The organism is Corynebacterium crudilactis, from assembly GCF_001643015.1.
In the GTDB taxonomy this organism is placed as follows: Bacteria; Actinomycetota; Actinomycetes; order Mycobacteriales; family Mycobacteriaceae; genus Corynebacterium; species Corynebacterium crudilactis.
The window spans coordinates 2,248,196-2,269,930 of sequence record NZ_CP015622.1 but is presented as its reverse complement, the minus strand read 5'-3'; the positions used below and the strand labels follow the sequence as shown (position 1 = coordinate 2,269,930).

Genomic DNA, 21,735 nt, shown 5'->3' with positions numbered 1-21,735 from the left:
AATTTTCTTAACCTAAATCCGGATACTTGATTACTCCGTGCAAGGGTTAAGATGGTCAGCGTGACTGACCAGAATAATGAGAACACCAGCCAGAACCGCGCAGACAAGCTGCCTAAGTCCTGGGATCCGAAAGCTGTAGAAGCTGAGCTGTACCAGGGCTGGGTGGATGCGGGTTATTTCACCGCCGATCCTGCCAGCGATAAGCCGGGATTCTCCATTGTTTTGCCACCTCCAAATGTGACCGGCCAGCTGCACATGGGCCACGCTCTGGACCACACTCTCATGGATGCTCTTGCACGTCGCAAGCGCATGCAGGGATTTGAGGTTCTGTGGCTGCCTGGCATGGATCACGCAGGTATTGCGACTCAGACCAAGGTCGAAGCGATGCTGAAGGAGACCGAGGGCAAAACTCGCTACGACTATGACCGCGAAGAGTTCATCGCAAAGGTCTGGGAGTGGAAGAAGGAATACGGCGGCAAGATCGGCGATCAGATGCGCGCCATCGGCGATTCTGTGGACTGGTCCCGCGAGCGTTTCACCTTGGACGAGGGACTTTCCCGCTCGGTCCAAACGATTTTCAAGAAGCTTTTCGACGCCGGCCTCATCTACCAGGCAAACCGCCTAGTCAACTGGTCTCCAGTGCTAGAAACTGCTGTGTCTGACATCGAAGTGATTTACAAAGATGTTGAAGGCGAGCTTGTTTCCATTCGCTACGGTTCTCTCAATGATGATGAGCCACACGTTATTGTTGCCACCACGCGTGTGGAAACAATGCTTGGTGACGTCGCTGTGGCTGTCCACCCAGAAGATGAGCGCTACAAGGATCTGGTTGGAAAGACTCTGCCTCACCCATTCCGCGATGACCTCTCCCTGAAGGTTGTTGCAGATGATTACGTAGATCCAGAGTTCGGTTCCGGTGCAGTGAAGATCACCCCGGCACACGACCCTAATGACTATGCTCTTGGCCTGCGCCACAACTTGGACATGCCAACCATCATGGACAAGACCGGACGTATCGCAGATACCGGAACTCAGTTTGACGGTCTGACCCGCGAAGAAGCACGCATCAAGATTCGTGAAGAACTTGCTGTTCAGGGCCGCATCGTGAAGGAAATTCGTCCTTATTCCCACTCTGTTGGCCACTCTGAGCGCTCTGGCGAAGCCATCGAGCCACGCCTGTCCTTGCAATGGTTCGTCAAGGTTGAGCAGCTTGCCAAGATGTCCGGCGACGCTGTGCGCGAAGGCGACACCACCATTCACCCGAAGTCTTTGGAGCCTCGCTACTTCGACTGGGTAGACAACATGCATGACTGGACCATTTCCCGTCAGCTGTGGTGGGGACACCGCATCCCAATTTGGTACGGACCAAATGGCGAAATCGTCTGCGTGGGTCCTGATGAGCAAGCACCTGAGGGATACGTTCAGGATCCAGACGTTCTGGATACCTGGTTCTCTTCAGCTCTGTGGCCATTTTCCACCATGGGTTGGCCAGAAAAGACCGATGAGTTGGCAAAGTTTTACCCAACTTCAGTGCTGGTCACTGCCTATGACATTTTGTTCTTCTGGGTTGCCCGCATGATGATGTTCGGCACCTTCGCAGCTCAGGAAACCCCAGAACTTTTGGGTACAGGTAAGAATGGACGCCCACAGGTTCCATTCACTGACCTCTTCCTGCATGGTTTAGTTCGCGATGAACATGGCCGCAAGATGTCTAAATCTTTGGGCAACGGCATTGATCCTATGGATTGGGTGGAAAACTATGGTGCCGATGCACTGCGTTTCACCCTTGCACGTGGCGCAAACCCAGGCGTAGATCTGCCTGTTGGTGAGGATTCCGCACAGAGCTCCCGTAACTTTGCCACCAAGCTGTTCAACGCAACCAAGTTTGCCCTCATGAACGGTGCCGTATCAGAGGGACTTCCAGCGCGCGAAGACCTCACCGATGCAGATCGTTGGATCGTGGACCGTTTGGAGCAGGTACGCATTGATGTTGATGCTTACCTGGATAACTACCAGTTCGCCAAGGCCAATGAAGAGCTGTACCAGTTCGCATGGAATGAGTTCTGTGACTGGTACCTGGAGATCGCTAAGGTACAGATTCCACGCGAAGGCACCAGCATTCAGGGTGAAAATACACAGAAGGTACTCGGTCATGTGCTGGATTCCCTCCTGCGTTTGCTGCACCCAGCGATGCCTTTCATCACTGAGGTGCTGTGGCAGACACTGACTGATGGCACCTCTATTGTGGTGGCTCCTTGGCCAACCGCAGCCGACACCAACGGTGGCGTCGCCGTCGATGCGGATGCAGCTAGGCGCATCAGCGACGTCGAAAAGCTGGTTACAGAGGTTCGTCGTTTCCGCGCTGACCAAGGCGTGAAGCCTTCCCAGAAGGTTCCAGCTCGTTTTGATTTCGCAGCATGCGATCTGCAAGATCTGGAAGATTCTGTCCGCTCCCTCGTGCGTATCGAAGAGCCAGCAGAAGATTTTGCAGCATCTGCAAGCCTGGAGATTCGCCTCAGCCAAGCAACTATCACCGTTGAGCTGGATACTTCTGGAACTGTCGATGTGGCAGCAGAGCGCAAACGTTTGGAAAAGGATCTTGCTACCGCAACCAAGGAACTAGAGACCACCGCGAAGAAGCTTGGAAACGAAGCATTCTTGGCTAAGGCTCCGGATGCTGTGGTGGATAAGATTCGTGGACGCCAGCAAATCGCACAAGAAGAAGTAGTACGCATTAACAAGCGTTTGGAGGAACTGGCCTAGTGGCTAACAACTTTGAGGCTGCACACCCAGGCAATGAGGACAATGAGGACGTCACCTTAGGAGATGTCACTTTGGGTGAGACCGGGTTGTCTTTGCCGATCGATCTGACCGGTGAAGTCGAAGCACCTGCTTCGGAAGAGATCACCCAAGAAGATCTGCTGCGCCTGGCTCAGGTGGAAGCTGAATTGGATCTACGTTGGTTAGAAACCGAAATTGATCCAACCTTCCGCCGGATGAGCTATGTTATGGATCTGATGGGACAGCCGCAGGATGCGTTCCCAGCGATCCATGTGGCAGGCACAAATGGTAAGACTTCAACCACTCGCATGATTGAGTCTTTGCTGCGTGCTTTCCACCGACGCACCGGACGGACCACCAGCCCACATCTGCAATTAGTCACCGAACGCATTGCAATTGATGGTAAGCCGATTCATCCTCGTGATTTCGTACGGATTTATGAAGAAATCAAACCGTATATTGAGATGACTGATGCATGGTCTGAGGCTGAGGGCGGACCGCGCATGAGCAAATTCGAGGTGCTCATTGCGCTTGCTTATGCAGGATTTGCTGATGCTCCTGTTGATGTTGCAGTTGTTGAAGTTGGACTTGGCGGACGTTGGGATGCCACCAATGTCATCAACGCGGCGGTTTCTGTGATCACCCCAGTGGGCATGGATCATATTGATCGTTTGGGCAACACCCTGGCTGAGATTGCTGGTGAAAAAGCTGGCATTATCAAGGCACGCCCAGCTGTTGAAGATGGTGTGGAGACAGAAGCCAACGTGGTGATCGTCGGCAAGCAAGAGCCTGAGGCGATGACTGTCATCCTGCAGCAAGCTGTGGATACAGACGCCGCTGTGGCACGTTTGAACATGGAATTCGGCGTAGTCGAATCTGCTGTGGCCGTTGGCGGACAGCAACTTACCATCAAGGGCTTGGGCGGTGAATACACCGATATCTTCCTGCCACTATCAGGTGCACACCAAGCAGATAATGCAGCTGTCGCACTAGCAGCAGTGGAAGCATTCTTTGGTGCATCAGCTGGTCGCACGCTTGATATTGAGACTGTCCGTGAGGGCTTTGCTCAGGTGCAATCACCAGGCCGTTTGGAACGTCTGCGCTCTGCTCCGGCCGTATTCATCGATGCTGCTCACAACCCACATGGTGCAGCAGCACTCGGAGCAGCTTTAGATCGAGATTTCGAATTCCGCCGCCTAGTTGGTGTCGTTGGCGTACTTGGTGACAAGGATGCTCGCGGCATCTTGGAAGCTTTGGAACCTTATATCCACGAAATCGTATGTACCCAAACCGCTTCCGAGCGTGCATTGGACGCCTACGAGTTGGCTGAATATGCTCGAGAGATCTACGGCGATGAGCGTGTGCACGTCCAAGAAGATCTTGCCGGCGCAGTGGAACTAGCCATTGAACTGGCAGAAGACACCGATGTACAGTCCGGATCAGGTGTTGTGATCACCGGTTCGATTGTCACTGCCGGCGACGCGCGCACGCTGTTTGGAAAGGAACCTGCATGAGCAAGCCTGAAGAATCAGTTGAGTATGGCCCGCTAGGAAAAGGCCACGACCCGCTCAAAGACCCAATGAAGGGCATCCGAGGAGTCATGGCTGGCACCATGGTGATGGAGGCCATCACGTTGGCGCTCGTACTCACTGTGATTTTGCGCGTGGATGATGGCATCTACTGGACCACATTCAACTGGGTCTATGTTTCCGCTGTCGCTGGTGCACACTTCATTGCTGCATTCTTGCAAAGGTTTAGCTGGTCCATCCCGATGAACATCGTGCTGCAAGTACTGGCTCTTGCTGGTTTCTTTGTGCACCCTTCGATGGGTATCGCTGCGATCATTTTCATCATCGTGTGGGCGTATCTGCTTTATCTGCGGTCCAACATGGTGGATCGCATGAAACGCGGTCTGCTTTCCACGCAGCATCTTTAAACTTTAAGGCCCCAGCACTGGGGTCTTTTTGCTTTTCGACGTCTCCCTCTCGTCGTTTAAACTTTATGAATGGCTGACTCTCTAAAATATTCTGATTCCATCACCATTGACGCACCAACATCTGCGGTCTATGCAACTGTCTCTGATATCACGCGCACCGGAGAATGGTCCCCGGTATGCCAGAAGTGCTGGTGGGATGATGAAAGTGACGGCCCAGAAGTAGGCGCTTATTTTACTGGCCGCAACGTAGTCCCTGGCAGAACCTGGGAGACCCGCAGCAAAGTCATCATTGCAGAACCCAATAAGGCTTTTGGCTGGAGCGTGTCAGAAGGAAACGTGCACTGGGTGTATTCCATGGAACCGTGTGGCAACGAAACCACGCTCACCGAATCATGGGAATTCACAGCTAAGGGCCAAGAATTTTTTGTGGAAAAGTTTGGCGACAAAGCACCTGAAGAAATTGAAAACCGACGTTTGGCAGCTGTTGCCGGAATCCCTGAAACCCTCGCTGCGATGAAACACATCATTGAACAAAGCCACTAATTTATGTGGGCTGTAACGGTTCTAAGGCTCTGATGGGGTATTTGCCTGGTATGGGCTCGTTAAGGCGCTTAGACGAGCATCTGGGACGGGTTAATTTTGAGGCATATGGGGCGGTTGAGAATCCTGTGAGGTTCTGGTGCAAAAATCTGTTCCATTTCGGATTTTACCAGGCGTCTGGAACGAAGATTTGCGTCTCACCGTCGGCGGGATGCAAATCTTCGTTCCATTTCGAGGTCGGTCTCGATTGTGGAACGAAAATTTGCAACTCAGCAACTATCCTTGGCTCTTAACCAACTCAATGTCTTGACGGGTTGGCTTGCGGTAACCCTCAAAAGCGTTCTTTTCCACGTAGCCCTTCACAAACGGACACACTGGAACAACGGTAAGGCCAGCTTCTTTAGTTGCAGTGAGTGCTTCCGCAACCAGAATTGATGCCAAACCTTTTCCACCGAATTCATCGCCGACCACGGTGTGATAGAAAATTCGAGAATCTTCCTCATCGATGTAGGCAGTGAAACCAGCAGTAACAGCATCCGCAGGGTAGCTGATCTCAAACTGACGCTTCTCTGAATTATCAGTGACCGCTACTTCATTATTCTGCTTATCTTTTAAAGTCATAGCTTTAAGAATACGGAGTTTGCCAAGTAGCGGTGTGCGCAAACTCGCCGTAGCGTTGATAACCATGCGAAATCCTAAAACTGGCCTTGCTTTTTCTGCAGCTGCACTCTTTTGCGTCATTGCAGTGATTACACGTATTGCAGGTTCTCCAACGATAATCCCGATTTTGGCCATTATCGTGGCGGCGATTGCGCTTTTCATTGGCCTGAATAATCGCATGGGCACGAAATTGGTGGATCAACCAGTGGTGTTCACCGCTGAACAAGTTGAGCAATTGCAAGAGCTAAAGTCGCGTGGACAAGAAGCTGCAGCAATTCGTCAGGCTCAGTTGTGGAGTAGGGGATCATCAAATGAAGCCGTGGCAGATGCTGTGAGGAATCTCTAAGTCGAGTTGAGTGCGCGAAGCAGAGCACCATTGGGTAGAATTCTTCAACATGACTGAACGTACTCTCATCCTTATCAAGCCAGACGGTGTTACTAACGGACACGTCGGCGAAATCATCGCACGTATTGAGCGCAAGGGCCTCAAGCTCGCTGCTCTGGATCTGCGTGTTGCAGACCGCGAAACCGCTGAAAAGCACTACGAAGAGCACGCTGACAAGCCATTCTTCGGTGAGCTCGTTGAGTTCATCACCTCCGCACCACTGATCGCGGGCATCGTCGAAGGCGAGCGCGCAATCGATGCATGGCGTCAGCTTGCTGGTGGCACCGATCCAGTTGCTAAGGCAACCCCAGGCACCATCCGCGGTGATTTCGCACTGACTGTTGGCGAGAACGTTGTTCACGGCTCTGATTCCCCAGAGTCCGCTGAGCGCGAGATCTCCATCTGGTTCCCTAACGTCTAAACAACGTTGTTAAAGCTCCCGACCATTTAAGGTCGGGAGCTTTTTACATGTCTAGAGTAAAGGATGTCCACTTGCGATAGAGATGCGGTTGAAGGCATTGATGGCAATAATTGACCATTCCAGGGCCGCAACCTGCTCTTCAGCAAAGACATCGCATGCAATGCGTGCAGCTAGGTGGCCTTCACGGGAATTCAAGAGAGTCAGGGATTCTGCCAATTGCAGGGCAGCTTTTTCCTGCTCACTAAATTCATCGACCATCTGCCAGGCAGCCAGAGCATCAAGTTTCTTTTCTGGAACTCCGGCTTTACGTGCTGCTGGAACATGCACACTCAAACATGTGCCACAACCATTGATCTGGGAGACACGAACATTGATCAGCTCAATCAATGAAGTAGGGAGATCAACGTCAGGGTAGATCTTTCGCAAAGTTTTGGTGAGTTCCAGCATGTTTTTGTAAGGCTCAGGGAAAAACTTATCAATATAAGGGCCGTGTGCGGAGCTCATTTAATCAATTCTCGTTTCTGGACGTGCGGTTGGTGCAGGATTTTTACGTGCCTTAATGGCAGCATTCGGTAGTTCTGGGGCAGGAAGCCTGTGGAGTCCATCCGGGGTGTGTCCGATGTATCCGTGGGTAACGCCAAAGCGCTCTGCTTCTGCTTGCCATTGTTCCCGGTATTCGGCGATTTCTTCATGGCTTCTTCCGATGAAGTTCCACCACATCACGATGTCCTCTTCGAACGGCTCACCGCCAAGCAGTACCGTGCGCGCCGGGGTTGTGCCGGTATTGCGGATGCGAAGCTGGGTTTCATTGACGCCGGTATAGGCAAGCTGGGCGGGTTTGACGGTGATGCCTTCGAGTTGGATTTCTCCAGCGTCTACTAAAAGGCCATGCTCGAAGGTGGGATCAACATCAATGGTGACAGTTTCACCTGGATTGATGTGAATTTCAGCGCCGAGTAGCGGAGTGAAAGTAGTGACTGGAGATTGTTGTCCGAAGAGAGAGCCTAAGAAAACTCGGGCTGATCCACCCTCTACTGAGATTTCTTCAGGGCGGTAGTGATCAAAGCGACGTGGGCCTTGACGGTCTTTTTCTGGAAGGACTGTCCATAGCTGTACGCCGTGAAGGATGGTGGTTGAGATGGTGGATACCTCTGAATGGCAGATTCCTGCGCCGGCTGTCATGAGGTTGACTTCGCCAGGGAGGACTACTGCATGGTTACCGCCGGAATCATGGTGAGTGACTTCTCCTTGGAAAAGCCAGGTGACAGTTTGCAAACCGGTATGAGGGTGTGGGGCCACGTCCATGCCGCCGGTGAGGGAGACATCGTTGGGGCCGTAATGATCCACGAAACACCACGCGCCGATGAGCGATCTTTGACGCTGGGGGAGTGTGCGCTGCACGGTCATTGCTCGTGGTCCGCCGAGGGGGACTGCGCGTGAGGTGATGATTTCTACATTTGCTCCGTCTTCGCACTGCGGATTTAGTGCGGTGCCAGGGGCATGGTTATTGATTTCAAATTCAACTGGGTTGGATTCTGCATTAGACATGGAACTCTCCAAGGCTTAAAAGGAATGTGTTTCAAGTATAGCCAAGAAAGAAGTTGATGTATCAACAACCTAGCGTCCGGACTCTAAGGCCTTGATTGCGGAGAGTCCTTTGACGGATACCTCGAGATAAATCTTTGCTGGATCTCCACCTGACATGATGGTGGAACGACTCACTAAACCTTGCTTTTCCAGACTTCGCGCCACCTGATGGACCTCATCAACTTCAGTATCTAGAACTTTTGCCACCTGCCTGGCCATGACACGTGTGCCATCTACGGCACCGTGAGCCAATAAGCATCGCACTAATTCGCGCGAATCTGATTGATCAAGGATTTCGACATCGGCAGTGCGAACACCGTCAAGTGAAAGCCCTTGCATGAGTTCAGTGAGTCTTTCTTTCGCATGGATGAATGGCAATTGATGTGCTCGGTAGGCGGACCAGGCTATGGAGACTCCATAAACGCTTCCATAGACAGCAGCAGAAGTGAGCGGGGATAGGCTAAATAACGAAGGGCCACTGACGGAGTCAATGGCTAGGACGGTTGCTGGGATGATTAATCTTGCAACGGCCCTATTTTTATCGCCTTCTGTAGTGTGTATTTTCCACGCATCAATATCGTGAAGGCCTTTATTCTTCGAGATGGGGAAAGGTAATAATAGTGACACAGCTGCAAGTGCGAATAGTGGTATCGCTAGCCAAGGCTCGAATTCTAAAGCGATACGTCCAGAAGTCACGAGTGCTACTAAGGGGATAAATTTCCAGAGCGCTGGAGGTCGCGATCCCATTCGTTTTGCAATTTCGCCCATAATTTCCAACATTAGCTAAATAAATGCAAGCTTGACCTAAGAGTTGTGGAAGAATAGCCATAGGCCTGTGTTTAATTCACGGATCGGAAATTTTAACAATACAAATTCAGGTTGATGCAACGCCTGTGCGGCGGCGGTAGGAGATCTTGTCCCTACCAGCGCCCGGGTATTCTGCTTGACCGCGGAGATAAGAAAATAGGAGTATCACTGTGCCCAATAATAAGGCAGCAGAAGTTTCTCCCTCAGCTGTATTAGCTGCGGAATTTGACCGGGACTCATTGAAAGAGAAAACCCGCGTCCACCAGCTGTCAAAGCAGCTTGGTATGGCATCCAAAGATGTTGTTGTCGCGCTTGATAGCATCGGCCTGGTTAAGGTTGCGCAGTCTAACCTGAGCAAAGAAGAAGTAGAAAAGCTTCTCGACGCCCTGTCTCAGCCAGTGCGCGAAGTTGCACCTGCTGCCGTCCCCGACGTTGAACCAGTAGAAAAGATTCGTCGCCGTGTGGAAAAGAATGTGGAAAATGAAATCCACCAAATCGAAGAAAAGGTAGAGCGCGAACTCGCAGCTGTGGCGCAGCCTAATGATTTCGAAGTCGCTGCACTTGAAGAAGCTACTGCAGAACTTCTGGAAGATATCATCTCAGAAATCACCCCAGCTCCAGCGGAAGCTCCGGCATACACTCCAATCTTTGTGGCACCTGCGGTGATTCCTACGGAAAATATTCAAGAAACCGACGATGAACAAGCCCGCGAACGCTCGGCGCGCAAGCGCCGTGGTCGTCGCGGCACCGGACGCGGACGTGGAGTCGAAACGGAAACCGTAGCGGAGGCGCACGAGGAGGCGTCGACAAGCGAGGTAGAAGAGGTAAACGAGCCAATCGGTATTAAAGGTTCCACTCGTTTGGAGGCGCAACGCCGTCGCCGTACCGAAATGCGCGAAGAAAACAAGAAGAAGCGCCATGTGGTGAGCACTCAGGAATTCCTGGAACGCCGCGAATCCATGGAGCGTCGCATGATTGTGCGTGAGCGTCAGCGTCATGATCACCCAGGAATTGTCACCCAAGTTGGTGTGTTGGAAGACGATCAGTTGGTGGAGCAGTTTGTCACCTCTGATGCGCAGATGTCTATGGTGGGCAATATTTACTTGGGCCGCGTGCAAAACGTGCTGCCAAGCATGGAAGCTGCGTTTATTGATATCGGAAAAGGCCGCAACGGCGTGCTTTATGCCGGTGAAGTGGACTGGAAGGCTGCTGGCCTTGGCGGACGTGGACGTCGAATTGAACAGGCTTTGAAAGCTGGCGATCAAGTCCTCGTGCAGGTCTCTAAAGATCCTTTGGGTCATAAGGGTGCCCGACTGACTACTCAGATTTCTTTGGCTGGTCGTTATTTGGTGTACGTTCCTGGCGGTCGTAGCGCAGGTATTTCCCGGAAGCTTCCTGGACCAGAGCGCAAGCGCCTGAAGGAAATCCTGGGACGCGTTGTTCCTACACAAGGTGGCACGATTATTCGTACCGCAGCTGAAGGCGTATCGGAAGAAAACATCTCAGCTGATGTGAACCGTCTGCATACCCTGTGGGAGCAGGTCAAGGACCGTGCCGCGAAGGAAAAGAAGTCTCGCGGTTCTAAGCCAGTCACCATGTATGAAGAACCAGATATGCTGGTCAAGGTCATTCGTGACCTGTTCAACGAAGATTTCACCACGTTGATCGTTGATGGCGACCGCGCCTGGAATACTGTCCGTGCGTATATCCAGTCTGTGGCACCAGATTTAGTCTCCCGCGTGGAGCACTTTGATCGCGCAGAGTTTGATGGCAAGGATGCCTTTGAGGCATTTGATCTCAACACTCAGCTGGAAGAAGCGCTGTCACGAAAGGTGAACCTGCCATCCGGTGGATCCCTGATCATTGACCGCACCGAAGCCATGACAGTTATTGACGTCAACACTGGTCGATACACCGGCAAGGGCGGCGGAAACCTCGAAGAAACAGTTACCCTCAACAATATTGAGGCTGCTGAAGAAATCGTGCGACAGATGCGTCTGCGCGATTTGGGCGGCATGATTGTCGTTGACTTCATTGATATGGTGCTGCCAGAAAACCAAGAATTGGTGCTGCGCAGGCTCAACGAAGCCCTAGAAAACGATCGCACTCGCCACCAGGTTTCTGAAGTTACCTCACTTGGACTTGTGCAGATGACTCGCAAGCGTATCGGCGCTGGTCTGTTGGAGACGTTCTCCACAGAGTGTGAGCACTGTGAAGGCCGCGGAATCATGATTCTGGAAGATCCAGTGGATCATATTGATGAGCGCGTGGAAGCTAAGGCAGAAGAGCGTAGCCGTCGACATAGCCGAGATTCTTCGGATAGCTCCAAAAAGGCTGCGGAGCACCCAATGGTTGTTGCCATGCGTGATCTTGTCGAAAGCGATGATCATGATCTGGATCAAGAATTTGAGGAGCTGGCTGCATCAGTCATCGTTCTTGATGATTCTGATCTTGACGATGTCGTTGAGGGCGTAGTCAACGACAATCTGGATGAGCCAGAGCGTGTCTTGGCTGAATCCACTGTGGAACCAGAAGAAGGACCACGCAGGCGGGCTCGTCGACGTGGGCTGGTTAATGCAGCCGATGATATTGCAGCGATTGCTGCTGCTGCGGTAGATATCGCTGATGAAGAAGATCCAGATGAACCTTCCGGTTCTTCCTACGTCTCAGACTTTGAAGCTGCTGGGATATCTGAGTTTTCAGTACCTTTGAAGTCTGTTAAACCTTCTGAAGAAGAATCTGTTGACTATGAACAGGCTCGTGCAGCATTTGAATCCAGCCCACGCAGGCGCAGGAAGACTCGTGGCAATTCACGTTCCGATCACGCACCAAAGGCAGAAGATTTTGTATCTGCACCAGTAGTTGCTGAAGAACCGGTTGCTGAAGCTACTGAACGGAAGACTCCACGACGGAACCGACCAAGCGAAGTCAGCGTGGGTGCACCGTCTTCTGCGCCATCTACAAGGAACCGCCGACGTGCAGTTCGTAGGCAAGAAGTGGAAGCTCCTGAAGTTGTAGTCGAGGTAGCTCCAGAACTCGTTTCAGAACAGCCAGAGGCCCCTCAGGTGGAAATCTTCGAGCAGTCGTCTGAGGGGCGCAGAAAGCGTCGTCGTGCGGTACGCGTGACTTCAGAGCCGATTGCTGAGCAGAAGGTGGCGTCGAAAAGCCAGGCACCTGCACCGAAGAAGGCTCCGCAAAGTGGGGCTGCTGCAGGTGGCACCACTAACCCAGGCCGGCGTCGACGGGCTACCCGACGCGCGCCTCGCAGCTAAGGTATAGAAGGCGGTTTGTGTTGAAGCCGCCTTTAAGGGTAATCTTGGACAGTCGCTGTTTTAGGCAATGTCATAATTTCCCATTCGCCCATTTCACGGCGAATGTGTGCATGACGTTAAGTCATTACTGGCTTTTCATGTCTAAAACGCAATTGTAAACGTAAGTCCATTCAGGGGCTCATATCCGAGTGCCTGAGCCGAGAATCAGATAAGGGGTAGCCCTCTATGTATGCGATCGTCAAGACCGGCGGAAAGCAGTACAAGGTTGCCGAAGGTGACCTCTTTAAGGTCGAGAAGATCGAGGGTGAGCCGGGTGCATCCGTGGCTCTCACCCCGGTTCTGCTCGTCGATGGCGCCGATGTAACCACCGCCGCTGACAAGCTCGCTTCTGTGAGCGTCAACACCGAGATCGTCGAGCACGCTAAGGGCCCGAAGATCAAGATCCTGAAGTACAAGAACAAGACCGGATACAAGAAGCGCCAGGGACACCGTCAGCCCCTGACCGTTCTGAAGGTCACCGGAATCAAGTAAGCCCTCTGGGCTTTCTATGAGTTTTTCCTTTTGAAGGAGGGAATTACCACATGGCACACAAGAAGGGTGCATCCAGCTCCAGCAACGGTCGTGATTCCGAGTCCAAGCGCCTTGGCGTTAAGCGATTCGGTGGCCAGCAGGTTTCCGCAGGCGAGATCTTGATCCGTCAGCGTGGCACCAAGTTCCACCCAGGTGAGAACGTCGGTCGCGGTGGCGACGACACTCTCTTCGCACTGAAGACTGGCGCTGTCCAGTTCTCCACCAAGCGCAACCGTCGCATGGTGAACATCGTTGAGAACGAGGCTGTTGACGCTTAAGTCATCACCTCACTCGATGAGAGACTAACTGCTCCTTACCTTCCTTTCATGGAAGGTGAGGGGCAGTTTTTTTGGTTTTTGGGTGCGTTGTGGGGTGAATGTGTGTGGGGCTTTTCAGGTTAAGGGAAGATTATGTTCTTCCACGCGTACTTTCGGCACCAAGATTTCGGTAAAATGGTGGCCGAAATTAGGAAATCTTGGTGTCGAATTCACAACGGGCATTAAGAGACATCGGGGCATTGTCAGTTGGGCCCGTTTCATCTAATTTTTGATGTAGATAAGTTATCCCTGGAACAGAAAAGTCCCTTTTGGGCAAACAACTATTGCGTAGGTGGCCAGTGCCTTCGTTTATTGATGTAATCGTTCAGAAGGTCATTAACCATTCTAGGAACCGTCACCCCGTCCCTAACTGCGATCTCGGTTAACGCAGCATGAAGGTTCTGATCAATGTCAATTGTGGCTGTTGTTGAGGAGCCACGTTTCTTAGCCCCCTGGATCAACTTGAAGATAATGAGGGCTATCACTGCGATTGTGCCCAGGAAAAGAGCGAACAGGATGAGTAGAATCATCAGTTCCCCGCCGCCTAAAGCCATTGTGTCTCCTTAAATAACGCGCAAGGGTGTAGGAAAATAAACAGTTTCTAACTACTCAACCTATACAGGGATTATGTCTTTTGGGCTCTTTAACTGCTGCTTCGAGTGCCCCTAAAGTCCAATCAGGTGCCAGGCTTTAAGCCTTTTCATGTCTGCTTCTCACAGCCTTGAAGAGCACTTGTTATGCCAGCACCTGTTTGAGTAACTCGAAGCTGCTAAAAACTACACTGCAGTTTCTTGGTTGAACCACTTCTCAATGAGTTCTAGCACGTCATTGATTGTCTTGACGTGGATTTCGTCAGTTCCTGTAGTGGAAGAAGTTTCTACCAACCATTGCTTATTGTCGGTTTCGTACAGAGTTTGGATGTATTTGGAATCATCGGCAGTAAGGGTGACTCGGAGGTATGGGGTCTTGGAGTCTTTGAGTCGCATGACTTCCACCAAGAGGTGGGGGAGTCCGTAGAAAGAGAACGCGGGGGAGAACCAGTCATCGATTTGAACAACTGCATCGGCGTCTTCGTCGCCGAACAACAAGATTGTGTCGGCGTTCATATCGGCAAGGCCTAATCCATAATCAAATGCGATTGAGGTGAGCCAGATGGCTGCTTCTTCTGCGGAGTTGTAGTTGGTGACTACATAGAGGCAGCGATCACCGGAGAGGTGGATGGCATCTTCTTCAAGTTTGACGCCTTCTGGTGCAGTTTCTGCGAGGCCTGCTGCAAGGGATTCCAACACTGGGGTGGTGGATGGAGTGGCGAAATCGATGCGTTCGGTTAGCGGAGTTTTGGAAATACGGGCGCTGCCTGGATCGCCATCGGTTTCAAAAAGGACAAAGTCATAGCTCATGGTATTCAAGTGTAGAGACGAGTAGTCTGGGCAATCGAATTTGTCCCTAACTATTGCCTTAGCTGCAATCTAGCTATGAAGGCTTCTGAAGGAGAATGTATGTCTGTTGTGGGTACTGGCCAGTTTTTTGGGTCCCCAGAAGAAGAACGCGATAAGTTGCTGCAGTCTTTGATGGATCAAAAGAATAAGCAGTCAACTCCTGAGGGTATTCCTGTGGTCACGTTGAATGACGGCAAGACCATTCCGCAGCTTGGTTTTGGTGTGTTTAAGGTTGATCCTGCCGAGGCAGAGCGTGTTGTTTTGGAAGCTCTGGAGGTGGGATACCGTCATATTGATACTGCTGCGATTTATGGCAATGAAGAAGGCGTTGGCCGGGCGATTGCTAAGTCGGGTATTCCTCGTGAAGAGCTGTTTATTACCACCAAGGTGTGGAATGATCGCCACCTTGATGTAGAGGCTGCATTTGAGGAGTCTTTGGAAAAGCTTGGTCTGGATTATGTAGATCTTTATCTTGTGCACTGGCCTGCGCCAAAGAATGACAACTACGTTGCTGCGTGGAAGTCATTGGAGAAGCTGGGGGATCGTGCGCGTTCTATTGGTGTGTGTAACTTCCTTCCGGAGCATTTGGAGAAGTTGCTTGCGGAAGCAATCACTGTTCCAGCTATCAACCAGATTGAATTGCATCCAGCGCTGCAGCAGCGTGATGCTGTAGAGGCTACAGAAGCCGCTGGCATCGCTGTGGAGTCTTGGGGACCATTGGGGCAGGGTCGCTATGACCTGGGCGCTGAGGAGCCTCTGGGGGCTGCAGCAAGCAAGTATGGCAAGAGCCCTGCGCAGGTAGTTATTCGCTGGCATTTGCAGAATGGGTACATTGTTTTCCCTAAGACTGTGACCAAGAGTCGTATGGTGGAAAACCTTGATGTGTTTGATTTCTTGCTCAGCGATGAGGAAATGGCAGCTATTTCAGCCTTGGAGCGTGGCGCTCGAGGCGGTTCGCATCCTAATGATCTGAACTAAAAAAAAGAAGAATCCCCCGGTACGGTATACGTACCGGGGGATTTCGTCGTAAAGCAAGCTTTTAGCCGAGGAAATCGGTGTCGGTGAACTTACGGTCGAACGCTGAGCGCGCCGGGTTGGCGTCGGCAAGCAAAATATCAAAGCGATCATTGGCAATTTCAATGATCTCTGAGAGTGCTTGACGGTGCTCTTGTTCATCGGAGTTGTCGAGACGGCGCAGGCCGGCGGTGACAACTGAGTCAACGGTGTCCATGGTGTCAAAATAGGCCACATATGGCATGTTGAAACGCTCGCGGTACTGTTCTGTGACCGTGATGAGCTTTTCTTGATCAACATCGTCCAAATCAACCAAACCGAGGGATCCGCGGTCCTGGGAGATGGAGGCGGCTTCTTCTTCGGTGGCCAAGATGAGCTGGGCCATGTCTGGGTAATCGTGGATGAGGGCTTCGCGGTCTTTGATTGGTGCAGTCAAAACTGCAACCTGGATGGCTTCGCGGAGCTCTGTGACGTTGACGAATGGGCGGGATTCCCACGCGGTTTCCAGTGGCCAAGTTTTGCTGTTGAACAGTGGTGCAAAAGTGTCTACGAACTCTGCGCGATCCATCTGGTTTACCACTTCAAGCGTGACGCGTTTGCCGGATTTTGAGGTGGCTATTTGTCCGCCGGATTGGCGTCCTACATGGAAGAACAGCAGGTTCAACAGGATTGCAGTAATCGCACCAACGGACATGCCGGAGGAGACGAAAATGCGTGCCCACTCAGGGAACGCCTGGGCGACATCTGGGCGGAAGGAGACCAGCATTGCCAGGCCTAGCGCGGAGGTGACGATGACGGAGTTGCGGCCATCAGTCAGGTCAGATTTAGCGATGGTCTGGATGCCTACCCATGCAACGTTGGCGAACAACGCCAAGGACGCGCCACCGAGGACTGGTGACGGGATAGAAGCCACGATTGCGCCGGCCTTAGGCAGCACACCCAGGATGATCATGAAGCCCGCAGCAGCTGCAGCAACCCAACGAGACTTCACTCCGGTGATGCGCACGAGGCCCACGTTCTGGGCGAAGCAGGTGTATGGGAAAGAGTTCATGACGCCACCGATCAGGGTGGACAGTCCATCAGCGCGCAGCGCACGGGTGACGTCGTAGCGGCGAGTACGCTTGCCGACGATTTCTCCCGTTGCGAATACGTCACCGGTGGTCTCCACCATGGTGATGATCATGACGATAATCATGGAGAAAATAGCTACCGCGTTGAATTCTGGAACACCGAAATAGAACGGGGTAGTGATATCAAAAGCTTCGGCCTTACCGACTTCTTCCAAGTTCGCATCACCAAGCAGAATGGCAACTGCGGTGCCGCCTACCAGGCCGAGGAGTACCGCCAAGGTGCCCATGAAGCCACGGAAGAAACGCTGCGCCAAGATGATGACAGCCAAGGTACCAAAGCCATAAGCCAAGTCTCTAGCTGCAGGAACTTCACTTGCGTAGTTCACAAAGTCATTTGCAGACACGGAGAGCAGGGAAGCACCCATCACGAGCAGTACAGTGCCAGTAACAACAGGTGGGAAGTACTTGAGGAAACGCGCAAATACTGGTGCTGCAAAGAAAGTGAAAATGCCAGCGACGATAACTGCGCCGTAAATAGCTGGAAGGGAGGCTACGCCGCCTTCGCCATCGGTCACGCCTAAACCAATGGCAATGATGGGAGCGACAGCCGTGGTGGTGACACCTTGGACAATCGGCAAGCGCACACCAATGTGGCGGCCAATACCAATGGACTGGATCAATGTGGCGATGCCACAGGTCAATAAGTCTGCGTTAATCAGGTGAATCGTTGTCGCTGCATCCAAGTTAAGGGATTGCGCGATAAGAAGCGGAACAATAACAGCGCCTGCATAGAATGCAAGCACATGTTGGAGCCCAAGGGCTGCCAGTTTGGGTGCGGGGGGCACTTGGTCAACCGGATGTTTAGCCCGGGTTTGTGTCGTTGTTGTCACGGCGTTCGGGGGAGTCCCTTCGTCCTCGATATGAAATTTATCCAACAGTATTGTCCACTTTTTTCGACACTGTACAAAATAATGAGATAAGCTCGTTAGTTTTCAGTTATTCACATCGGCGTTGGCACTGGTAGGATCGAAGAACCTTGGCGTCCATACTTCTCCGTTAATTTTTTAAGTTGGCGCCGTTTTACTTTGATCAGGAGTGACCCCGTTTTATGAACCGATTTATTGACCGCGTTGTGCTACACCTCGCCGCAGGTGACGGCGGCAATGGTTGTGTTTCGGTGCACCGCGAAAAGTTTAAGCCGCTCGGTGGACCAGATGGTGGTAACGGTGGACACGGCGGTGACATCGTTTTGGAAGTCACCTCCCAGGTTCACACCCTGCTGGATTTCCACTTCCACCCGCACATCAAGGCAGAGCGTGGAACCAATGGCTCTGGCGATCACCGCAATGGTGCACGTGGACAAGATCTCGTTTTGGAAGTTCCTCCAGGAACCGTCGTACTTGATGCTAAGGGTGAAACCTTGGCTGATTTGACCACAGTGGGCATGAAATTCATTGCGGCTGCAGGTGGCAACGGCGGTTTGGGCAACGCGGCATTGGCTTCTAATGCTCGTAAGGCTCCAGGCTTTGCGTTGATCGGTGAGCCAGGCGAAGCCCATGACCTCGTGCTTGAGCTCAAATCCATGGCTGATGTCGGACTCGTTGGCTTCCCTTCTGCAGGTAAGTCTTCGCTGGTTTCCGTGATGTCTGCTGCGAAGCCAAAGATTGGTGATTACCCATTCACCACCCTGCAGCCAAACCTTGGTGTGGTTAACGTTGGACATGAAACCTTCACCATGGCAGACGTTCCAGGCCTCATTCCTGGAGCATCTGAAGGCAAGGGCCTTGGCCTTGATTTCTTGCGCCACATCGAACGCACCGCCGTGCTTGTGCATGTGGTGGATACCGCAACGATGGATCCAGGCCGTGATCCAATCTCTGATATTGAAGCTCTGGAAGCCGAACTTGCTGCCTACCAGTCCGCATTGGACGAAGACACCGGACTTGGTGATCTGAGTCAGCGTCCACGCATCGTCGTGCTGAATAAGGCTGATGTGCCAGAAGCTGAGGAGCTTGCAGAGTTCCTCAAGGAAGACATCGAGGAACAATTCGGTTGGCCTGTGCTGATCATTTCCGCTGTTGCTCGCAAGGGTCTGGATCCACTGAAGTATAAGCTGCTGGAAATCGTGCAGGCAGATCGTAAGAAGCGTCCGAAGGACAAGCTTGCAGAGTCTGTGATCATCAAGCCAAAGGCTATCGATCACCGTACCAAGGGACAGTTCCAAGTCAATCCTGATCCACAGCACCCTGATAGCTTCATCATCACCGGTGATAAGCCAGAGCGTTGGATCTTGCAGACTGACTTCGAAAACGATGAAGCTGTTGGCTACCTCGCAGACCGTTTTGCCAAGTTGGGCATTGAAGAAGGCTTGCGTAAGGCTGGCGCACAGACCGGATCTAACGTCACCATCGGTGGAGTTACCTTCGAATGGGAACCAATGACGTCCGCTGGTGACGATCCAATTTTGACTGGTCGCGGTACAGATGTGCGCCTGGAAAAGAACAATCGAATTTCCGCTGAAGAGCGTAAACGTGCATCTCAGGTGCGTCGTGGTCTGATCGATGAGTTGGACTTTGGCGATGGCCAAAAGGCATCCCGCGAACGCTGGGAAGGATAAAACACAACATTTTTCATGTCTGCGTGTATACGATGGGATCGCTATGAATGACACGCAGAATACACCTGAAAGCGTTCGACTCCGGGATAATCTCCCTAGGCCAACTCAAATGGCGCCGGTGACAGGGCTTCCTGTCACCCCTTACAGCCAGGAAGCAAGCATTGGTGCAAGCTTCCCGGCTGTAGACCCGGAAACCAAAGACAGCGCCGCATACGGGCATGAGTCCAGTATGCGAGAGCTCATCACCAACGCGAAGCGAGTGGTGGTGAAAATTGGTTCGTCTTCGCTCACCAACGACGAAGATGGACACACCGTTGATCCCAATCGCATCAACACTATCGTCAATGCATTGCAAGCTCGCATGGAAGCCGGATCGGACCTCATTGTTGTGTCCTCTGGTGCCGTGGCAGCAGGCATGGCTCCTTTGGGTTTGACCACCCGACCAACTGATTTGGCTGTGAAGCAGGCAGCTGCTGCTGTCGGTCAAGTTCACCTCATGCACCAATGGGGACGATCCTTTGCACGTTATGGGCGTCCTATTGGGCAGGTCTTGCTCACTGCAGCTGATGCTGGCCAACGCGACCGTGCTCGAAATGCACAGCGCACTATCGATAAATTGCGCTTCCTTGGTGTGATTCCAATTGTGAATGAAAATGACACCGTGGCAACCACTGGTGTGAACTTCGGAGACAATGACCGACTAGCAGCCATCGTGGCGCACCTTGTCTCCGCAGATGCATTGGTATTGCTCAGCGATGTTGATGGACTCTTTGATAAAAACCCAACTGATCCCACTGCAAAGTTCATCTCTGAGGTTCGAGATGGCAAGGATCTGAAAGATGTGATTGCCGGAGACGGTGGAAAAGTTGGTACCGGCGGTATGGCTTCAAAGGTCTCTGCTGCCCGTTTGGCATCCCGAAGTGGAGTGCCGGTTCTTTTGACCTCAGCTGCAAATATTGGTCCAGCTCTGGAACATGCTCAGGTGGGTACAGTGTTCCACCCGAAAGAAAACCGACTTTCTGCGTGGAAATTCTGGGCGCTTTATGCAGCAGATACTGCAGGAAAGATTCGCCTTGATGCTGGTGCCGCGGAAGCTGTGACCTCTGGTGGAAAATCTTTGTTAGCCGTGGGTATCACAGAAATCATTGGTGATTTTCAGCAGGGTGAGATCGTGGAGATCTTAGGCCCAGAAGGCCAGATCATTGGTCGAGGTGAAGTGTCTTATGACTCTGATACCTTGCAGTCCATGGTCGGTATGCAAACTCAAGAACTACCAGATGATATGCAGCGTCCTGTGGTGCATGCAGATTATTTGTCTAATTACGCTAGCCGCGCGTAAAGCGCAGGTATACGAGCGGCGGGAAGCGTCGAAAAGCAGAAGTTTTTAGGAGATAAAAATGAAGTTTGTTATGTATCCGCATTTGTGGGAATCCACTACCTCTGTCATTGAGGGGGGTGGACATGAACGGGTTGAGGACATCAAGGACGCAGACTTCATTTTCTTCAACGGCTCTGCGCCAGAGTTCCCGGACCTGCCGGACAATATTAAATTTGTGCAGGCTTCCATGGCCGGCATTGATGCCCTGGTGAGGCGTGGTGTGGTCAATGATCAGACACGTTGGGCTAATGCTGGTGGGCTATATGCAGATACGGTGGCAGAATCGACTATCGGTTTGCTGCTTGCACAGTTGCACATGCATTCTGCAACTCGGTTGGCTAAATCCTGGAGCGTGGCAGCCGAAGTAGAAAACAATAAGGTCTGGCTGCATGATAATAAAACCGTCGCTATTTTAGGTGCTGGTGGCATTGGTGTGCGCGTTATTGAAATGCTCAAACCATTCAATGTGAAGACCATCGCAGTGAATAATTCAGGCCGTCCAGTTGCAGGCGCAACTGAAACTTTCGCGCTGTATCAGGCTGATCATGTGTGGGCAGAAGCCGATATCTTCGTGCTGATTCTGCCTCTGACAGAGAGCACCTATCAGATTGTTAATGCGGAGTCTTTGGCCAAAATGAAGTCCAGCGCAGTGATCGTTAACGTTGGTCGTGGCCCTTTGATTAACACAGATGACCTAGTGGAAGCTTTGCATACAGGCACCATTGCTGGAGCAGCGTTGGATGTAACTGATCCGGAGCCACTGCCAGATGGACACCCACTGTGGGAGATGTCCAATGTGGTGATCACCCCGCATTCTGCCAATACCACTGAGCGGATCCGTGCACTGACCGGAGGGTTGACGCTGCGCAATATTGAGCTGTTTGAAGCCGGCGAGAAAATGCTCACTGAAGTAGACGTGGTGGCGGGCTACTAAACCTGCT

At 52.0% G+C, this 21,735-nt stretch carries 20 protein-coding genes; 13 read left to right on the top strand and 7 right to left on the bottom strand.

Annotation, left to right across the window (positions count from 1 at the left end; all coding sequences use genetic code 11):
* The first annotated feature begins 51 nt into the window (after positions 1 to 51).
* The 4 genes from ccrud_RS10570 to ccrud_RS10555 all read left to right on the top strand — a co-directional run bounded on the left by ccrud_RS10570 (position 52) and on the right by ccrud_RS10555 (position 5,260).
* Positions 52 to 2,763: a valine--tRNA ligase gene (locus tag ccrud_RS10570; protein WP_066567313.1), complete on the top strand. Its 2,712-nt coding sequence runs from the start codon at positions 52 to 54 to the stop codon at positions 2,761 to 2,763.
* The gene (folC, locus tag ccrud_RS10565) at positions 2,763 to 4,295 is read left to right on the top strand and encodes a bifunctional tetrahydrofolate synthase/dihydrofolate synthase (protein ID WP_066567311.1); all 1,533 of its coding nucleotides are present in this window, start codon (positions 2,763 to 2,765) and stop codon (positions 4,293 to 4,295) included. The genes ccrud_RS10570 and folC overlap by 1 nt, the downstream gene beginning before the upstream one ends.
* Positions 4,292 to 4,717, top strand: coding sequence for a DUF4233 domain-containing protein (locus ccrud_RS10560; RefSeq protein ID WP_066567309.1), 426 nt, complete (start codon positions 4,292 to 4,294; stop codon positions 4,715 to 4,717). The genes folC and ccrud_RS10560 overlap by 4 nt, the downstream gene beginning before the upstream one ends.
* A gap of 69 nt (positions 4,718 to 4,786) precedes the next feature.
* Positions 4,787 to 5,260 carry an SRPBCC family protein gene (locus ccrud_RS10555; RefSeq protein ID WP_066567307.1) on the top strand — a complete coding sequence of 158 codons (474 nt, stop codon included), beginning with the start codon at positions 4,787 to 4,789 and terminating at the stop codon, positions 5,258 to 5,260.
* Between the two features lie 273 nt (positions 5,261 to 5,533).
* Here the strand turns inward: ccrud_RS10555 and ccrud_RS10550 are convergent, their stop codons facing one another.
* Complete coding sequence (locus ccrud_RS10550) at positions 5,534 to 5,878, bottom strand: GNAT family N-acetyltransferase (RefSeq protein ID WP_066569842.1); 345 nt, start codon at positions 5,876 to 5,878, stop codon at positions 5,534 to 5,536.
* Positions 5,879 to 5,942: 64 nt separating this feature from the next.
* Here ccrud_RS10550 and ccrud_RS10545 point away from each other — a divergent pair, with 64 nt between their 5' ends.
* Both ccrud_RS10545 and ndk read left to right on the top strand, forming a co-directional pair.
* Entirely contained in the window at positions 5,943 to 6,263 is a 321-nt protein-coding gene (locus tag ccrud_RS10545; protein ID WP_066567295.1) for a hypothetical protein, read from the top strand.
* 49 nt (positions 6,264 to 6,312) lie between these two features.
* The gene (ndk, locus tag ccrud_RS10540; RefSeq protein WP_066569839.1) at positions 6,313 to 6,723 is read left to right on the top strand and encodes a nucleoside-diphosphate kinase; all 411 of its coding nucleotides are present in this window, start codon (positions 6,313 to 6,315) and stop codon (positions 6,721 to 6,723) included.
* Between the two features lie 51 nt (positions 6,724 to 6,774).
* On the opposite strand, the gene ccrud_RS10535 is transcribed toward ndk, so the two are convergent.
* From ccrud_RS10535 to ccrud_RS10525, 3 genes are all read right to left on the bottom strand, one after another.
* Positions 6,775 to 7,227, bottom strand: coding sequence for a carboxymuconolactone decarboxylase family protein (locus tag ccrud_RS10535; RefSeq protein WP_066567287.1), 453 nt, complete (start codon positions 7,225 to 7,227; stop codon positions 6,775 to 6,777).
* Positions 7,228 to 8,271, bottom strand: a complete 1,044-nt coding sequence (locus ccrud_RS10530) for a pirin family protein (RefSeq protein ID WP_066567284.1) — start codon at positions 8,269 to 8,271, stop codon at positions 7,228 to 7,230.
* Positions 8,272 to 8,340: 69 nt separating this feature from the next.
* A complete protein-coding gene (locus ccrud_RS10525; RefSeq protein ID WP_245670248.1) occupies positions 8,341 to 9,006 on the bottom strand; it encodes a hypothetical protein in 666 nt (221 codons plus the stop codon).
* Positions 9,007 to 9,287: 281 nt separating this feature from the next.
* Between ccrud_RS10525 and ccrud_RS10520 the strand changes: the two genes are divergently transcribed.
* From ccrud_RS10520 to rpmA, 3 genes are all read left to right on the top strand, one after another.
* Positions 9,288 to 12,389, top strand: a complete 3,102-nt coding sequence (locus ccrud_RS10520) for a translation initiation factor IF-2 N-terminal domain-containing protein (RefSeq protein WP_066567279.1) — start codon at positions 9,288 to 9,290, stop codon at positions 12,387 to 12,389.
* 225 nt (positions 12,390 to 12,614) lie between these two features.
* Positions 12,615 to 12,920, top strand: a complete 306-nt coding sequence (gene rplU / locus ccrud_RS10515) for a 50S ribosomal protein L21 (protein ID WP_066567277.1) — start codon at positions 12,615 to 12,617, stop codon at positions 12,918 to 12,920.
* Between the two features lie 50 nt (positions 12,921 to 12,970).
* Positions 12,971 to 13,237, top strand: a complete 267-nt coding sequence (gene rpmA, locus ccrud_RS10510) for a 50S ribosomal protein L27 (RefSeq protein ID WP_066567276.1) — start codon at positions 12,971 to 12,973, stop codon at positions 13,235 to 13,237.
* Positions 13,238 to 13,557: 320 nt separating this feature from the next.
* Here rpmA and ccrud_RS10505 read toward each other — a convergent pair whose 3' ends face one another.
* Together ccrud_RS10505 and ccrud_RS10500 are read right to left on the bottom strand one after the other, a co-directional pair.
* Entirely contained in the window at positions 13,558 to 13,830 is a 273-nt protein-coding gene (locus tag ccrud_RS10505) for a hypothetical protein (RefSeq protein WP_066567274.1), read from the bottom strand.
* 222 nt (positions 13,831 to 14,052) lie between these two features.
* Positions 14,053 to 14,676, bottom strand: coding sequence for a hypothetical protein (locus ccrud_RS10500; protein ID WP_066567272.1), 624 nt, complete (start codon positions 14,674 to 14,676; stop codon positions 14,053 to 14,055).
* Between the two features lie 99 nt (positions 14,677 to 14,775).
* Between ccrud_RS10500 and ccrud_RS10495 the strand changes: the two genes are divergently transcribed.
* Positions 14,776 to 15,693: an aldo/keto reductase gene (locus ccrud_RS10495; RefSeq protein WP_066567270.1), complete on the top strand. Its 918-nt coding sequence runs from the start codon at positions 14,776 to 14,778 to the stop codon at positions 15,691 to 15,693.
* A 61-nt stretch (positions 15,694 to 15,754) separates the two neighbouring features.
* On the opposite strand, the gene ccrud_RS10490 is transcribed toward ccrud_RS10495, so the two are convergent.
* Positions 15,755 to 17,689, bottom strand: a complete 1,935-nt coding sequence (locus tag ccrud_RS10490) for a solute carrier family 23 protein (RefSeq protein WP_169816473.1) — start codon at positions 17,687 to 17,689, stop codon at positions 15,755 to 15,757.
* A gap of 218 nt (positions 17,690 to 17,907) precedes the next feature.
* On the opposite strand from ccrud_RS10490, the gene obgE reads away from it, so the two are divergent.
* The 3 genes from obgE (at position 17,908) to ccrud_RS10475 (ending at position 21,728) form a co-directional block, all read left to right on the top strand.
* Positions 17,908 to 19,416 (top strand): GTPase ObgE, encoded by a 1,509-nt coding sequence (gene obgE / locus ccrud_RS10485; RefSeq protein WP_066567266.1) that lies wholly within the window; start codon positions 17,908 to 17,910, stop codon positions 19,414 to 19,416.
* A gap of 229 nt (positions 19,417 to 19,645) precedes the next feature.
* Positions 19,646 to 20,755: a glutamate 5-kinase gene (gene proB / locus ccrud_RS10480; RefSeq protein WP_074025630.1), complete on the top strand. Its 1,110-nt coding sequence runs from the start codon at positions 19,646 to 19,648 to the stop codon at positions 20,753 to 20,755.
* A gap of 58 nt (positions 20,756 to 20,813) precedes the next feature.
* Positions 20,814 to 21,728: a D-isomer specific 2-hydroxyacid dehydrogenase family protein gene (locus ccrud_RS10475; protein WP_066567261.1), complete on the top strand. Its 915-nt coding sequence runs from the start codon at positions 20,814 to 20,816 to the stop codon at positions 21,726 to 21,728.
* Positions 21,729 to 21,735 lie beyond the last annotated feature (7 nt).

Bases quoted from the DNA above. Each gene is read 5' to 3' on its own strand.
- ccrud_RS10570 (WP_066567313.1), top strand. From the start codon at position 52: ATGGTCAGCGTGACTGACCAGAATAATGAGAACACCAGCCAGAACCGC.
- ccrud_RS10560 (WP_066567309.1), top strand. From the start codon at position 4,292: ATGAGCAAGCCTGAAGAATCAGTTGAGTATGGCCCGCTAGGAAAAGGC.
- ccrud_RS10555 (WP_066567307.1), top strand. From the start codon at position 4,787: ATGGCTGACTCTCTAAAATATTCTGATTCCATCACCATTGACGCACCA.
- ccrud_RS10550 (WP_066569842.1), bottom strand. From the start codon at position 5,878: ATGACTTTAAAAGATAAGCAGAATAATGAAGTAGCGGTCACTGATAAT.
- ccrud_RS10545 (WP_066567295.1), top strand. From the start codon at position 5,943: ATGCGAAATCCTAAAACTGGCCTTGCTTTTTCTGCAGCTGCACTCTTT.
- ndk (WP_066569839.1), top strand. From the start codon at position 6,313: ATGACTGAACGTACTCTCATCCTTATCAAGCCAGACGGTGTTACTAAC.
- ccrud_RS10535 (WP_066567287.1), bottom strand. From the start codon at position 7,227: ATGAGCTCCGCACACGGCCCTTATATTGATAAGTTTTTCCCTGAGCCT.
- ccrud_RS10530 (WP_066567284.1), bottom strand. From the start codon at position 8,271: ATGTCTAATGCAGAATCCAACCCAGTTGAATTTGAAATCAATAACCAT.
- rplU (WP_066567277.1), top strand. From the start codon at position 12,615: ATGTATGCGATCGTCAAGACCGGCGGAAAGCAGTACAAGGTTGCCGAA.
- rpmA (WP_066567276.1), top strand. From the start codon at position 12,971: ATGGCACACAAGAAGGGTGCATCCAGCTCCAGCAACGGTCGTGATTCC.
- ccrud_RS10505 (WP_066567274.1), bottom strand. From the start codon at position 13,830: ATGGCTTTAGGCGGCGGGGAACTGATGATTCTACTCATCCTGTTCGCT.
- ccrud_RS10500 (WP_066567272.1), bottom strand. From the start codon at position 14,676: ATGAGCTATGACTTTGTCCTTTTTGAAACCGATGGCGATCCAGGCAGC.
- ccrud_RS10495 (WP_066567270.1), top strand. From the start codon at position 14,776: ATGTCTGTTGTGGGTACTGGCCAGTTTTTTGGGTCCCCAGAAGAAGAA.
- obgE (WP_066567266.1), top strand. From the start codon at position 17,908: ATGAACCGATTTATTGACCGCGTTGTGCTACACCTCGCCGCAGGTGAC.
- proB (WP_074025630.1), top strand. From the start codon at position 19,646: ATGCGAGAGCTCATCACCAACGCGAAGCGAGTGGTGGTGAAAATTGGT.
- ccrud_RS10475 (WP_066567261.1), top strand. From the start codon at position 20,814: ATGAAGTTTGTTATGTATCCGCATTTGTGGGAATCCACTACCTCTGTC.